This is a genomic window from Chryseobacterium ginsengisoli (genome assembly GCF_039542325.1).
GTDB classification, from domain to species: domain Bacteria; phylum Bacteroidota; class Bacteroidia; order Flavobacteriales; family Weeksellaceae; genus Chryseobacterium; species Chryseobacterium ginsengisoli.
Window position 1 is genome coordinate 402,781 of record NZ_BAABHX010000003.1, and the last position, 14,992, is coordinate 417,772.

The 14,992-nt window shown below is 33.5% G+C and carries 16 protein-coding genes; 3 read left to right on the forward strand and 13 right to left on the reverse strand.

From position 1 onward, the window contains the following. Nucleotides 1-252 precede the first annotated feature (252 nt). Nucleotides 253-2,097 (forward strand): M1 family metallopeptidase, encoded by a 1,845-nt coding sequence (locus tag ABD940_RS11055; RefSeq protein WP_345203609.1) that lies wholly within the window; start codon nt 253-255, stop codon nt 2,095-2,097. 406 nt (nt 2,098-2,503) lie between these two features. Here the strand turns inward: ABD940_RS11055 and ABD940_RS11060 are convergent, their stop codons facing one another. Further along, nucleotides 2,504-2,680 (reverse strand): bacteriocin-like protein, encoded by a 177-nt coding sequence (locus ABD940_RS11060; protein WP_345203611.1) that lies wholly within the window; start codon nt 2,678-2,680, stop codon nt 2,504-2,506. A gap of 310 nt (nt 2,681-2,990) precedes the next feature. Here ABD940_RS11060 and ABD940_RS11065 point away from each other — a divergent pair, with 310 nt between their 5' ends. Next, nucleotides 2,991-4,613, forward strand: a complete 1,623-nt coding sequence (locus ABD940_RS11065) for a murein L,D-transpeptidase catalytic domain-containing protein (protein ID WP_345203614.1) — start codon at nt 2,991-2,993, stop codon at nt 4,611-4,613. Between the two features lie 75 nt (nt 4,614-4,688). On the opposite strand, the gene ABD940_RS11070 is transcribed toward ABD940_RS11065, so the two are convergent. Together ABD940_RS11070 and ABD940_RS11075 are read right to left on the reverse strand one after the other, a co-directional pair. Further along, on the reverse strand, nt 4,689-5,522 hold the full coding sequence (locus ABD940_RS11070; RefSeq protein WP_345203617.1) for a M23 family metallopeptidase: 834 nt from the start codon (nt 5,520-5,522) through the stop codon (nt 4,689-4,691). A gap of 10 nt (nt 5,523-5,532) precedes the next feature. Continuing rightward, nucleotides 5,533-6,135 carry a hypothetical protein gene (locus ABD940_RS11075; RefSeq protein WP_345203619.1) on the reverse strand — a complete coding sequence of 201 codons (603 nt, stop codon included), beginning with the start codon at nt 6,133-6,135 and terminating at the stop codon, nt 5,533-5,535. 162 nt (nt 6,136-6,297) lie between these two features. On the opposite strand from ABD940_RS11075, the gene ABD940_RS11080 reads away from it, so the two are divergent. Then, a complete protein-coding gene (locus tag ABD940_RS11080; RefSeq protein WP_345203621.1) occupies nt 6,298-7,056 on the forward strand; it encodes a type III pantothenate kinase in 759 nt (252 codons plus the stop codon). Nucleotides 7,057-7,128: 72 nt separating this feature from the next. Here ABD940_RS11080 and ABD940_RS11085 read toward each other — a convergent pair whose 3' ends face one another. The 10 genes from ABD940_RS11085 to ABD940_RS11130 form a co-directional block, all read right to left on the reverse strand. Continuing rightward, nucleotides 7,129-7,560: a nucleoside deaminase gene (locus ABD940_RS11085; RefSeq protein WP_345203624.1), complete on the reverse strand. Its 432-nt coding sequence runs from the start codon at nt 7,558-7,560 to the stop codon at nt 7,129-7,131. 3 nt (nt 7,561-7,563) lie between these two features. Continuing rightward, nucleotides 7,564-8,085 (reverse strand): energy transducer TonB, encoded by a 522-nt coding sequence (locus tag ABD940_RS11090; RefSeq protein WP_345203626.1) that lies wholly within the window; start codon nt 8,083-8,085, stop codon nt 7,564-7,566. A 164-nt stretch (nt 8,086-8,249) separates the two neighbouring features. Beyond that, entirely contained in the window at nt 8,250-9,170 is a 921-nt protein-coding gene (locus tag ABD940_RS11095; RefSeq protein ID WP_345203628.1) for a helix-turn-helix transcriptional regulator, read from the reverse strand. Between the two features lie 88 nt (nt 9,171-9,258). After that, nucleotides 9,259-10,728, reverse strand: a complete 1,470-nt coding sequence (locus ABD940_RS11100) for a hypothetical protein (protein WP_345203630.1) — start codon at nt 10,726-10,728, stop codon at nt 9,259-9,261. 15 nt (nt 10,729-10,743) lie between these two features. Then, nucleotides 10,744-10,962 carry a hypothetical protein gene (locus ABD940_RS11105; protein WP_345203633.1) on the reverse strand — a complete coding sequence of 73 codons (219 nt, stop codon included), beginning with the start codon at nt 10,960-10,962 and terminating at the stop codon, nt 10,744-10,746. A gap of 11 nt (nt 10,963-10,973) precedes the next feature. Continuing rightward, complete coding sequence (locus ABD940_RS11110) at nt 10,974-11,624, reverse strand: leucine-rich repeat domain-containing protein (protein ID WP_345203636.1); 651 nt, start codon at nt 11,622-11,624, stop codon at nt 10,974-10,976. Nucleotides 11,625-11,635: 11 nt separating this feature from the next. Continuing rightward, the gene (locus tag ABD940_RS11115; RefSeq protein ID WP_345203638.1) at nt 11,636-12,289 is read right to left on the reverse strand and encodes a leucine-rich repeat domain-containing protein; all 654 of its coding nucleotides are present in this window, start codon (nt 12,287-12,289) and stop codon (nt 11,636-11,638) included. Between the two features lie 252 nt (nt 12,290-12,541). Beyond that, nucleotides 12,542-12,712, reverse strand: a complete 171-nt coding sequence (locus ABD940_RS11120) for a hypothetical protein (RefSeq protein ID WP_345203640.1) — start codon at nt 12,710-12,712, stop codon at nt 12,542-12,544. Between the two features lie 470 nt (nt 12,713-13,182). Continuing rightward, nucleotides 13,183-14,220: a patatin-like phospholipase family protein gene (locus tag ABD940_RS11125; protein WP_345203642.1), complete on the reverse strand. Its 1,038-nt coding sequence runs from the start codon at nt 14,218-14,220 to the stop codon at nt 13,183-13,185. Nucleotides 14,221-14,408: 188 nt separating this feature from the next. Next, entirely contained in the window at nt 14,409-14,909 is a 501-nt protein-coding gene (locus tag ABD940_RS11130) for a M15 family metallopeptidase (protein WP_345203645.1), read from the reverse strand. Nucleotides 14,910-14,992 lie beyond the last annotated feature (83 nt).

Genomic DNA, 14,992 nt, shown 5'->3' on the forward strand with positions numbered 1-14,992 from the left:
TTATCTGAGGGTGTTTTTGATTTCGCTTTATGAGACAAATATATGCAATTTTTACATCTGTACAATGAAAAAGTTTGCAAAAGTAAGAATGTTGTTTTTAAATTCCAAATTTTCATATATTTTTTTATTAACAAATATCAAATCAAGAGACGTCAAATATTGACGTATTTTAATTTATTTACGAATTATAAAAAACTCCACATTTGAGGCTTTTATTTTAATTACTTATCTTTAAAAAAAATAAAATTTTAAATGAAAAAATCGGCTGCAATCCTATTTGCGTTTATAATTTCACAATTTCATGCTCAACAGGGAGCTTATTATCAGCAAAGTGCGAAGTACAAGATGGATATTGATGTAAATGCTGAAAAATTTACTTATCAGGGAAATCAGACCTTAGAATACACCAATAATTCACCTGACGAACTAAACGTGGTTTACTTCCATTTGTATTGGAATGCCTTTAAGCCAAATTCTATGATGGATCAGAGAGTTGCAGGACAAGGGAAAAATGGTGATTCGAGATTGCAGAAAGACGGGATTTCAAGATTGGCTTCGATTCCGAAAGATGAAGAAGGCGCACAAAATATTCACTGGATCAAACAGAACGGAAAAACTTTGAAGTTTGAAGTTCAGGAAACGGTGATGAAAGTATATCTTGCCGAACCAATTAAACCGAATTCAACCACAACTTTCACAATGGATTGGGATGCTGTAATTCCTCAGCAGATCAGAAGAAGCGGAAGAAACAACAGGGAAGGAGTTGATATGACGATGACACAATGGTATCCGAAAATCGCGGAATATGATTACGACGGTTGGGCGACTTTTGATTATATAGGAAGAGAATTTCATGCACCATTCTCAGATTTTGATGTGACAATTAAAATTAATAAAGATTATGTGATCGGAGCTGGTGGAATTCTTGAAAATCCAATGGAAGTAAAGGGATATGATGCCAACGCAAAAATTAATTCAGATAAAAATAAAAAATCAACTTGGAGATGGACAGCGAAAAATATGCTGGATTTTGCTTGGGCAGCCGACAGAGATTATATTGTAAAAAGCTTTGATGTTCCGGAAGGTCCAAAAGTTTTCTTGGTCTATCAGAATAACGATAAAACAAAAGTTTGGGAGCAGGCTCAACCTTACCTTACGAAATATTATCAGCTGATGAACGCTCATTTCGGAAAGTATGTTTATCCTAGTTATGCTTTTATTCAAGGTGGTGATGGCGGAATGGAATACGGAATGTGTACTATGATTTTGGGAGAAGCTACTAGCATTGAAGGATTGATGGGATTAATGGCTCATGAAGGAGCTCATTCTTGGTATCAGCAAATGCTGGCAACAAACGAACCGATGCGTCCGTGGATGGATGAAGGTTTTACAAGCTATGCGGAAGGATATGTGATGAATCAGCTGTTTCCTCCGGCAAAAGAACTTCCGAATCCGTTTGCAAATTCTTTAAATGCTTACAGAAATTTCGTTAAAAAAGGAATTGAAGAACCTGCAATCTGGTTAGGCGATCACCACGATAACGGGACTTCTTACACGTATGCTTCTTACGTGAAAGGAGAATTGTATCTGGTAGAATTAGGCTATATCATGGGAGAGCAGAATTTAGCGGAAACACTGAAACAATATTACGATCAATGGAGTATGAAGCATCCGTCTGACAGAGATTTTCTTCACATTGCTCAGAAAGTTTCAGGGATGGATCTGAAGTGGTTCCAGAATTATTGGATCAATACAACAAAAACCATCGACTACGGAATTAAAGATGTAAAATACGATGCAAAATCTACAACAATCACTTTGGTAAATAATGGACAGGTTCCGATGCCGATTGATTTCAGTGTAATTACTAAGGATAAGAAAATTGTGAATTATCAGATTCCGATGAACATGACACATACCTGGAAAGTAAAAGATTCGTATGGTGATTTCAAAACAATGCCTTACTGGCCTTGGACGCAGAAAGAATATTCGATTACGGTTCCTTATAACAAAGACCAATTGACAGGATTAGGAATAGATCTGAGCCAAAGAATGGCAGATGTAAATCTGGCTGATAATTTTGTTGAAGTAAAATAACTTTCGAAAAACAATATTAAAATCCCTGAAGAATTTTCTTTGGGGATTTTTGTTTTATTAAAATTAAAAATAGATTTTATTAATTTGATAACAGTATGACTGTTTTTAATTAAATAATTCATTGTTTTGTTTCGCGCAATATGTTTTAAACAAAACAACTTCGCATTTGGTTTAAAACAATAGTGATTCTAACCTCTGTACATTGCATTTTATTAAAAACAATATTGTTTTAGTCTTCCTGCATTTGCATTTTATTTAAAATAACCTTGTTTGTAACCTCCGTAGTTCTTATTTTGTTACAAACAGGCTTGTTTTGAATAACGGAGAAAAACTATAAAGTATTAATGACTAAAAATAAAATCACCCATCAATTTGACGGGTGAATTTTTTTTTATGTAAGCCGAAATTATATAAAACAATATCTTTTAACAGAAGCTGGGCAACCTGGAATAGATGTATAAGTTAAATCTGGTCCGGGGTTTAGTTGACATCCCATTGCATACATATTATCTACACATTCTTGTGTATAGCCTCCTTTTACTGTTTTAAGATTTTCTCTTGAAAGTTTTTTAAGATTTTTCATAAAATAATTAATAGTTTGTTTGTAATTCCTACTCTTTGTAAAGCTTTTCGGATACCGCTTAAATTTTTCCTAAAATAGTGAATTTTATTTATTGGGCAATAATTTTTTTAAATCTGTAATTCGATTAGAATAATTTTAATTAAATCGTTTCCAATGATTCATATTTTTTATTGATCTATCTAAAGGTTTTTCCATATTCAACCGTGAAAATTTTACACAAAAGGGTAATTGATAGCTAGGAAAAGACGCTATACATTTGGTTTCTACAATATTTCATAAAAAATTATTAAACTAAAAACATCATTACATCATGGAAAAAATTTCAACTATACCACAAATGGGAGACAGAGGATTTCATGTGGAAGCTCTTCAGTTAAAATTAATTGCTCTTGGATATACAGCTCTTGGAACTGCCGATGGAATTTTCGGAGGCAGAACTAAAGAAGCAATCCGTAGTTTTCAAAATTCAAGAGGAATAGCGGCTACAGGAACCTTAGATAATGCAACATTGAATGCTTTGGAGCTGGAAATTGAAACAGATTTTGATAATTCTGAAAAAGCAATAACAAGTATTGTTGATAAATCAGGGATCTCAAAGACCTACTGGGAAAACAGAGGATATGCTCCTTATGGATATTATTACGGCATGGCTCTCATGTTTGCAAAATTATATAAGAGACTAAAGCAAGGGGATGAAATTGCAAAAGAAATTGCAAAACCGCTAAACTTCAGTCAGCCGGATTCTCTATTCAGATTTGATGATGTGTTTGCAGATTTAGGAATGAATAATTCAGCTTCCGAAGCAAACAGGCTAAGAAATACAATTACATTAATGATGGGGCTTGGTTTAATGGAAAGCTCAGGAAGACATTGCTGCGGTTGGGACAAAGGTAAATTAACAGGTTGGGGAAAACCTTCAAGAGCGATAGAACCGAGTTCAAACAATTCCGAAGCAGGACTATTTCAGACAAGCTATGACATCATAAACTCCGTGAATTCTTCTGTAAAATCTAAATTGCTTGCCGTGATTGCAAATTATGAGAATAATTCTGAAGGATTTTTAGATTATTTTTCCAAAGGAGTCCGATGCGGTGAATCAGATGCGGAAAATTACGGAGAAGGAGACGGTCTGAAATTTCAGAAAATGTCTAAAGATATTCCTGGTTTTGCGGTCGAATTTACAGCCGTTGCATTGCGCAATGTAACCGGACATTGGAATCCTGTTATTAAAATTGGCGATTCGAAACACGGATTACAAATAAAAAAAGAGTGTGATGAAATGCTTAAGAAAGTGCAGGACTATATTGATGGAAGCGGTGTTGAAATGCTGAAAAAAGTACAGGATTATGTTGTTGAAAATGGTTTTAAAGGCATTGTAGTGACAGCCGCAATTACAGAACCTACCTATGATGACAAAAAAGAAGCAATCTTAAATATAGCGGAAACATTAGGACAACATGGTGCTCTTAAAAGACTTTTTGATTTTGCTCCTGAAAGTCAGGCAAACCATTGGGCGGTAGTTGATTTTAATAAGCCGAGTTCAGAGGAAAGATTTTTTATATTTAATTTAAATGAGCAAAGTGTTAAAAAATATCTTGTCGCACATGGGAAAAAATCAGGCGAACTTTATGCAACCGACTTCTCAAATGTAAATGGATCTAACAAGAGTAGCTTAGGAATTTATAAAACCAAATATGTTTTTCAGAGTGGAAGTCATGGAAAAGCTCTCGGTTTAAAAGGTTTAGAAGATTCAAATTCAAATGCGGAGCTAAGAGAAATTATCATTCATAAAGCGGATTATGTAGCATCTGATTACAGAGGAGCTGGAGGATCGGGAAGATCTTTGGGTTGTTTTGCGGTAAAGCCTGAAGTTTTAAATGAAGTTGTTGAAGCATTAAGAGACGGATCATATATAAATGCTTGGCATAGCTGATAATTACCTTTAATAAACAAAGCTCCTGCAATTAGTAGGAGCTTTTTTATAATGAGTCACGGGAAAAATATTCTATTAATATTCTTTTTGGTAAGTTTTCTTTTCCGACAAATATTCTGTTTTGCTTCCATCTCCTGTTCTGAACAGTGTTTTTATGGTCTTTCTTTGTTTCGGACCTGTAGGATCTGGAAGATAACAAACAAAATGAAGATGAGGTCCGTTTGTCCAGCCTGTATTTCCACTTAGACCGATAACGTCTCCTTTTTTTACTATGTCGCCAATTTTCACTTTCACGCCATTTTGTTTTAAATGAAAATACTGTGCAATTGTTCCGTCAGAATGTAAAATGGTAATGTAATTTGCCTGATTGGCACAGTTTATTGATGGACATCCGGAATTATTGGTTTGAACTGCATCAATTACTTTACCTTCTCTTGTAGCGGTAATTTCTGTTCCTTCCGGCATAGTGAAATCCAGCGAGTTTTCATTTTGATGGGAAAATATTCCGTTGTATCCTTGATGAACCGTGAACGACTTTCCTTTTTGAAAAGGTAAATCATATTTATAATCAGCATCGTAGCTTTTTATCGTTGCGTCTCCGGCTAATGTGTAATAATTTGGCATTTTCTTTATCTTCCAGCCTTTTTTATTATCGTTAACCATGAAAACTGCAACCTTGTTTTTAGTTGATTGAGGAGGCAATACCTGAATCATTTTGAATTGTCCCGGAATTCTTAAATTTTCAAGTTCAGGCTGTCCGCTGAAAGTGATCGAAATGGGATATATCTCAACATTATCTGCGTAATAAATTACACTGTCTTTTTTCACTTCGGGATACATTTTAGCACTTTTCTGTGAAAATGCTGTGAAAGACTGAATAATTAAAGCTAAAATAATTAAATTTTTCATCGTTAGGTTTTTACTTGATCTCAAATTGTTTTACCATCCAGTGATTGGGATGATTTTTTATTAAATCATTTTTTATCGCTGCATCTTTTGTGCTTAGATAGCTGTAAACTTTTAGAGGAACAGAATCAGGATATTCTTTCAATCCCTGAATTGCAACAGCTTTTGCTTCATCTTTTTTATTGGCATTGTCTAATGCTTCATATTTATAAATATAGATGATCGCAGGAGTTTTTCCATAAACGCTTTTTGTTTCATCTTCCAATAACCTCATCGTTTCGATCTGGAAATCCGAATTCGGCTTTTTGCCTGCTGTCGCAGTTTGGCTGATGTGTTGCTGATACATTAAAAAGAGCAACAGAATATGAAGGTTTTTAGTAGAAGAATCTGAAGCCAGTCTCTGAATTTTCTCTATTGTTTCAGGAGTCATTTCATCATTTTCTGCCTGTAAGTTTTTATCATAAAATTCATCAAGGATATTATAGATGGTTTTGTCACTTCCATCGATCTTTGATTCTTTTTTTATTTTTTCAAATACTTCTTTTGCAGCAGCTGCAGTTTGTGAGAAAGCATTGATTCCCAGGAGAAAGAAGAATGCTAAGATCAGTTTTTTCATGAAAAGTTGAGTTTGAAGTGATTTTCGATTTTAAATATAATTAATTGTTTTAGAAACAGCAAAGTAATTTATACTCTATAATAAGATTATTTTTATTAAAATCATTAATTTTAAAACCTTAAAAATTAACAGAAGATTAAATCTTTTTTGAAAATCAAATAAATGAATTCAATCGTAATAAATATAGGGAACAGCAATATCCGGTTTGGACTTTTTGATGATGATAATTGTGATATTTCGTGGGTGATCAATACAAAACCATACAGAACACCTGATGAATTGTATGTTCAGATGTCGATGTTGTATCAAACCTATAAAATCGAGCCGAAAGAAATCAGCAAAGTGATTATTGGTTCCGTCGTGCCTCAGCTTACAAAAGTGATGAACGCAGCGATTAAAAAAATTCATGATCTGGATCCTGTGATTGTCGACAGAACTACGCCATCAGGAGTTGTGGCAAAATCTAAACAGATGGGAACTGATATTTACGCGAATCTTGTTGCAGCTCACAATATGTATCCGAACAGAAAAAAGATTGTTTTAGATTTCGGAACAGCACTTACAGCAAGTTGTGTTGCAGAAGATGGTGAAACATTGGGTGTGATTATCGCTCCGGGAATTGTAACCGCTTTGAATTCTCTGATTGCGCAGACTGCTCAACTTCCGAGTATTGAATTGGTAAAGCCGAAAACAGTTTTAGGATTAGATACAGTGAGTTGTATGCAGAGCGGAATGGTCTATGGATTTTTAGGGATGGTAGAAGGCTTTATCGACAGGATAAATGAAGAAGTAAATGATGATTGTTTTGTCATCGCAACAGGAGGCGTTTCTCATGTGTATAAACCATTGACAAACAAGATTCATTTAATGGATAGGCTTCACACTTTGAAAGGATTATACTTTTTGGGAAAAGATAAATAAATTAATATTTAATGATGTTTCAATTTTCCATTAATATCTAATGAGTAAAGTTGAAACATCAATTATATAAAATTATCTTTTAGATTTAAAGAATTCTTTCACGATCGAAGAACATTCATTTTCCATAATTCCGGTTACGATTTCCGTTTTCGGATGAAGTGAAAGATGTTTATTAATAAAGCCTCTTTGTTCGTCTCGGGCGCCAATCACAACTTTTGAAATCTGTGCCCAAGAAAGCGCTCCTGAACACATCACACAAGGCTCTAACGTTACATAAAGTGTACAGTCTTTTAAATATTTTCCCCCAAGAAAGTTCGCCGCAGAAGTTATTGCCTGCATTTCTGCATGAGCGGTTACATCATTTAATGTTTCGGTAAGATTGTGAGCTCTTGCAATGACACGATTGTTGGAAACCACGACACAGCCAATAGGAACCTCATCTTTTTCCATTGCAATTTCGGCTTCATTAAGAGCCATTTTCATGAAATATTCGTCAGTAAACATTTATTATTCTAAATTCATAGTTAAAGGAAGTCTGAATCGATATCTTACCGGGTCTCCATTAATGATTGCCGGGGAAAACTTTTGTGAAACAGAATACAGTGCAATTTGAGCCTGTCTGTTAAAGGTAAAATTATCACCATCGGCTTCAACATTACTTATGCTTCCATCTTTTTCCACAATAAAAGCAACATTAGCTTTTACAGTTTTTATATCAGAATAAACGCCTCCAAGATAAAAAAGGTCTGCCACTTCTCTTCGAAGTTCATTGATTCCGCCGGGATAATCTGCGACTTTATCGATAACGGGAGAAGGAGAAATGGTGGCTTCAGCGGGTGAATTCTTTTTTAATAAATTTAATTTGCCAAGATCTTCAAGATTCTTGGTTTTTAATAAAGCTCCGGTCAAAGCAACATTTTCTATGCTGTCCATTTTTCTCATGAAAAGAAGATAATCAAGCTTAATGGACGCTTTGTGAAAATTATCTTTTTCTGCATCAAACTTTTTCTTAAATTCTTTACTGAGCATTGACCGATGCTGATTGTAATAATTTTTAATAAGCTTAAATTCTTCCGTCTGCTGCGAAAAACAAAGAGAAGAAACAAAGCAAAAAAGACAAAGAAAAAGAGATTTCACTTTTGATATATTTATGTAAATGTACTCAAAAAAATCTTAAATATTTTGATAATTTATCAGCTTTCCAGATACTTATTCAACGATTCCTGCAAGTGATTGCGAATGTCTTCAACTAAACCTTTCGGTTCTAAAACCTGTACTTCTTTTCCATAAGAAAGAATTTCCTGCATAAAGTCGTAAGTCGGATGAAGGAAGAATTCAAAAAATATATCGGTCGGGGTTTCTTTGGTTTCTTTCTGTGACTGATGAAGAGGGAAGCTTTTAATATATTCACCTTGGTGACGGGTGCATTTCAGAACGATTTTCTGAGGATTTTGCTCTGTAAGATTCATAACGCCGAAAGCATTTTTAAAATGTTCCCTGAAATTATATTTATAATTTTCCCTGAATTGATTTTTTGAGACATCCAAATAATTGATTCTATCCAAACCGAAGGATTTCAACATTTTATCTTTTGTATCGATAGAGATAAGATACCATCTGTCTTTTGATTCTTTCAAAGCTAAAGGATGAACTTTTCTTGAAGTCATCAGTTTATTTTTGTAATTATAATGTTCAAAAGAAACTATTCTTTTATTACGGATTGCAAAGAAAAGGTCATAAAAATTTTCAACTCCCGTTGGTTTTCTGCTTTCAAAAAAGATGAAGTTTGAAAAATCAGGATGAAGATTCAGCGCATTACTTACCTGAAAAGATTCCAATAGTTTTTGATTGTATTCATCCACTTCCATGATCGGGCGACTTTCGATATAATAACGATTGTCCCCTTTCTTTTTATTGTGAATGGAAAGATTAAAAAGATCGGAAATTTCCCGAATATCTCTTTGCAAAGTACGGATAGAGTAGCTCTTGATCTCCGCATCCTGAAATTCGAAAGAATTGAGCAGATACTCTTCCAGCTGCGAATAGGTAGCCGGAGAACTTTCCAATCTTTTTATAATTAAGGCATATCTTGTAAGGTAAAAATCTTTTTTCATAATTAAAAGTTTCTACCACAAATATATGGGCTTAATGCGACAAAAGGTGTCGTGTTTTATTTTTTTGTAAGGTGTTTGTTTTATTTAATTAAAATTTTAATCTAACTCCTTTTTGAATAATTGTGGGTTTATTATAATCAAAAGGATTGTGGGTTGAAACAACTGTTGCATAAAAATATCCGGAAGTCCAGAATGATTCTGGATGCATTGATTTTGATATGGTAATAGTGAAAGGAAGAATCATTTGCGAAACATTAGCTGTTCCTTCTCCGGTTGTATAAGAGAAATTGCTGAGATACCAACTGTCTCTGTCTGCTGAGATATCTGAAATTTGTTTATTATCAACAAATACTTTTAAATTTGAACCTATACCTGCGTTTCCACCAACCCCGTCTTTCATACATAAATATGCTGTACCTTTAATATAATAATTGTTGTCGTCCTGAGTATAGGTTAGCTCGCTCATGTAGGACAATCTTCTTAGATCATCATTATTTTTATCTTCCCACCCAAACGTTCCATCTGGTTTTGCTACAATATTTTTAGTAAACTCAGTGCTTCCTTGAGCATTTGGCATATATTGAGAAGGAATTGTTAACGGAGCATTAATAAGTAGCTTATTATTAGGTAATTCTCCATAAATAATGGCTTCACTGGCATAAATTCTGCGCGATTTGTTTAGACCAATTGCAAGAGAGTCTATCTGATTCGGCAAATTAATACAGTTACCAATGATAATTGAATTGTTCATACTGGAGTTTGCTGATCGCAAATGATTTCCTGCTCCAATGACAATATTATTGAAGTTTCTATATAACATATTGCTTAGTGTGGAAGCCCCAATAATAGTCGACATTGCTGACCTGGTAGGAGAATTTGGATATGAATTAATACATGCTCCGACAAATGTATTTAGAGAAGTATTGAAAGAAGTTCCGTTATATCCAGATAAAGAAGAAAGTTCTTTCATGTATTCTGCAGCAGCTGGAGATGTATTGGCTAAATCCGTTTCACTTATTTCTGTTTTCAGATTAAAACCAGCATATTGCCCGACAAATACATTTGATGAAGATCTGTTTAATTGATATCCTGTTGCATATCCTAATGTTGTATTGTAACCGCCTTCCGTAACAGCGGAAAGACTATAGTTTCCTATTGCAGTATTGTATGCTCCAGTAGTTAATTTATTTAATGTATTAAAGCCCATTGCTACATTATGAGATCCTGTATGCGCAGGATTCATATCTCCAAAATAGTATCCATAAGTAGTTTCGTTGAAGCCTAATGTAGCAGCTCTGCCTTTTGCTGATGCAAGAATAATTTCGTTCTTTGTGGTTGAATTTCCTCTATTAGCTATAATATCAAAAGTATCATTGCTTTCAATAGATTGTTTTGAAATAATACCTTCACTGTCTGTTACAAAACGTTCATGTGAACCACCTTTTTTTGGAACTAAGTATATGTTTAATGGCTCAAAAGTTTTAATTTCATCCTGACTATTGATATAGTTACTTTCTTCAAGATTTATACTTTTTACGATAATTTCCCTAAATTTCATAATTATTATTTTGTATTATACCGGAAAATTCCAGATCCCGCCTTCGTCTTCTCCAATTTTTTCATCTACATAAACTACGGTCGCCAATCCTGAAGTATCAATCATTTCTGGTAGGGCTTCTGCAGATATTTTTTCCTCCTTATGCCAATAAGAATCCATCCATTCCCAAAACTGTTCTTGTGTTGGTTTGTCTCCTTCTTCGAAATAAAGCTTTAATTTTTCTTTTGTTATCATTGTTTTTAATTTTAGACTGTAGCATTTGTCCCTCCTCTATATGTGATCACTGCGGTTGAAGGAATTCCTGCAGTACTAAGATCTAATCCGGCAGGTGCTGAAACAGTTTGAAGTGCCGGAATAGCAAAAGCATTTTGCCCTACTGATTTTACGGAGTCAGGAATGTATAAGTTTGATAAACTGGAACTTCCAGGTAAATTGAATGCGGAAGCACCAATAGTTTCCAAGCTTTCTCCCAAAATAAGCTCTGAAATATTGATTGAACCACTATTAAATGCCCCTGCCTCAATGACTTTACAGTTATTGGGAATTTTTATACTTCCTGATAAGTGTTGTAAGGAGAAAGCATTGGATTTTATCTTTTCTAAAGAATTAGGAAATACAACTTTAGTAATATAGTTTTTAAAGATAGCAACGTAATTAAACGAATTCGACCCAATAACTTTTATTCCTTCTGGAAAAACAATTGTTTTGGCTATTCCTAACAGTTCAGTATTGTCTGTTGGAGAGTACATAAAGTGCTCTTTTGTTAAAAGATCGAGAGAATCCTGTGAGATTTTTTCCTCTTTATGCCAATAAGAATCCATCCATTCCCAAAATTCGTCTTGTGTTGGTTTGTCTCCTTGTTCAAAATAGAGTTTTAGTTTTTCTTTTGTTGTCATAATAAAAATTTTTATACTGTACCATTTGTTCCTCCTCTATATGTAATTACTGCGGTTGAAGGAATTCCCGCAGTGCTAAGATCTAATCCAGCAGGCGCTGAAACAGTTTGGAGTGATGGAATAAGAAAACCATTTTGTCCTATTGATTTTATAGAATTTGGAATATATAAGTCTTTTAAATCAGAACTGCCTTGTAGTGAGAAGGCTCCATAACCAATGTCTTCTATGCCTTCTTCTAGTATCAATTCGGTTATTCGACTTGACATCCCATTGAATGCATAAATTTCTATTACTTTACATGATCCAGGAATTTTTAAAGTACCAGTAAGATATTGATTGTTAAAAGCTGATGATTTTATTTTTTCCAAAGTATTTGGAAAGATAATTTTAGTAATATAGTTTCTAATAATTGCATTGAAAGCGAAGCCACTTGAAGTAATCACTTTTACCCCTTTCGGAATAGTAATTGTTTTAGCTACTCCCAATAGTTCAGTACTGTCCGTTGGGGAATACATTAAATGTTGCTCTGTTGCCAAAAGGTCGACAGAATCTTGTGAGATTTTTTCCTCTTTATGCCAATAAGAATCCATCCATTCCCAAAATTCGTCTTGTGTTGGTTTGTCTCCTTGTTCAAAATAGAGTTTCAGTTTTTCTTTTGTTGTCATAATAAAATTTTTGTTATTTAATTAATAGTCCTTTCAAAGTTCTTTTATGAAAATCTTAATTCATTTAATTCTTTCAAGTGATTTTCATGATAAAACTTTCTATTTTAGTATTCCTATATTATTGTTTTTAAACACAATTCTGGCTGTCCAACATTTTGTGAATGGAGAATTCAAAGGATAAGAAAGTAAAAAAGGATTTTTTGGGTATTATGGCGTTGAAAAGAGCCAGAATTTTATGTGTTTAAAATTTAGTTAGTATACAATATTTTTTAATGATGACATTCTCAAAATCTTGTCGGAAAAAGTCTTCAATGTCATCAGATAGTTGTCGTAATCTATCTCTGTGTTTTCAATATCGCTCCATTCAATAGTGTAGAAGTCTTTATCGAAGATTGCAGTTTGATTGTAATTTAGTGTTTCCATTTTGATATATGATATTTGGTGTTAATTTTTGAACATTTTTCTAGCTATCCAGCATTTGTAAATGTTGAATTCAAAAGTTATTTTTAAGCTTAATAATGATTCTTTTTTGTGTTTTGTTTTATGCTTCAAATGTAAGAGAGGGGAACGTCAAAACTTGACGTGTTTTAATTATTTTAGAAAAAATTAAAACTTTCTTTTTAAGTATTTTCTAATTAGTATGAAAAATAAAATAGAAAGAAGAAATGAAATAATTCCTGAGTTAAAAACATTTCCGATAGGCATATATTTGTATCCGTCTTTTGTAATGGGAGGATTCAGGCAATCAAATGAAAAATATAAAATGATATAACCAAGAATGAAAAATATAATGCTCATAAAAAGTGATGCGAAGTTTGCTTTCATTTTGCCAATCATTTTGAAATTAAATATAATTAAAAAAGCTTATATTAATTAATTATAAGGTCATAAGCTTATAATTTGTTTTTAATTAATTTTTGAACAATTTGATTTAAGGTTTCTCTGTTATCATCAATATAATTTAATCCAGCCTGAATCAGATTTTCAATATTAGACCTTTTTACATTATCCATCGCAGGAGAAGCGTTTTTCAATGAAGGATTTACGCGATAATAATTTTTCTGGTTTCTTAATCCTAAAGTCTGAAACATTTGTCCCAATTGATAATCAACCGTTTCTGCATTTGCTGACATTAAAATATCAATGATAGGATTTACCCAGCCTATTTTTCCAGCTTTCTCCATTTTTTTGAAAGAATAAGGTCTTGCCTCAATTCCTGTTCCGATTGAAACGATAATCATATCATTAACAGTCGGATTATTAGCTTTTTGATGATTTTTCAAAACCTCTGCAAAAGGAATTTTTCTTGCTTCTGCATAAGCGCAAAGAGCCGGATTATTGGCAAACATTCCGCCATCGATTAAGCTGAAAATCTGCCCATACATTGATTTGATCTGAACCGGGCTGAAATATGTCGGCGCCGCGGAAGTCGCTCTGCAAACATCTTTTACATAAAAATTATCTGTACTCAAATTCGCCTTCCAGGAATTAAATAATTTTGCTCTTCTGTTTTCTATATCATAACTTGTTATTAAACAGGGTTTTATTAATTCTTTTAATTCTAAATTTCCAAAAAAATCATTCAGGTTATTTTCAAGTTCATCCTGAGAGATTTTTTCGTTCAATAATCCAAACGGATTTACCAAGCGTTCCCAAAAAGAAACCTGAAATATGTCACCACCTCTTTCAGCATATAATTCTAATCCTTTCTGGATCGAATACTTTGCTTTTCGGTGTTCATCGGGGCATAAAATGATGGAAGCAATCAGCCCGCCTGTGCTGCTTCCCGCAACAAAGTCAAAATAATCGCCAAGTTTTGCATTTGGTTTATCATAAAATTGCAGTTGCTCTTCTATGTAGCGCAGAATAATGCAGGTGATAATTCCTCTGATCCCGCCTCCGTCTAATGAAAGAATAGTTGTCTTTTTCATGTTATTTTTTACTTTATTTTTAAGATACATTTGGCAACTTTAGACAAGTAAAACCAATAGCTTTTATAAAATGACTATTGGTTTTAGCTCTTATCGTGGTTGTGTGTAGTGTTTTCTTATAAGGCAAAGATAGATCGGGGTAGCGACAAAAGTCGTCGTATTAAAATTTATTTTCAAATAAGAGAGAATTAAAATACAATGTAGTTTTCCTTGTCTCTCAACATCTTAGACAGTATTCTCCAAGCTGTTTTTACTAAGCCTTTTTTAGTTTGAATGCTCTTTTTTTCAAAATGCGGAAGGTCTTTAAACGTTTTCCAGTTTCCGCCCCAATCCCAACCGTATTTTGCGAAAATTTTTACACATTCGTACCAATCGGCTACTTTGTCGTTGTCCCAATCTTTTGCTGTGTCCCAACTTGCCGTTTTTCCGTCAATCATTAAACAGATGTCAACAGCGAGTCCGTAATTATGAATACTTTGTCCGGCTTTTGCATTGGTCACTTTTTTTCCTGAAGTGATTCTTCCGATTGCATATAGTTTTTCCTGTTCTTCAAAACTTCTCAAACCTTGTGTAATTCTCACCTTTGCTCTCCCGGTTAATGCTTCGTCGCATTCCTTAATAATTTGCGTCACTTCCTCTCTTACTACAGGGTGAAGTTTTTCGATTCTTTGTAAAGTTACTTTATCCATATTGTCAATATTTTAGTGTTTTGAAAAGCAAAATTATAAGTAGTTAACGACAAAACTTGACGTATTTTAAATAAATTAAATGC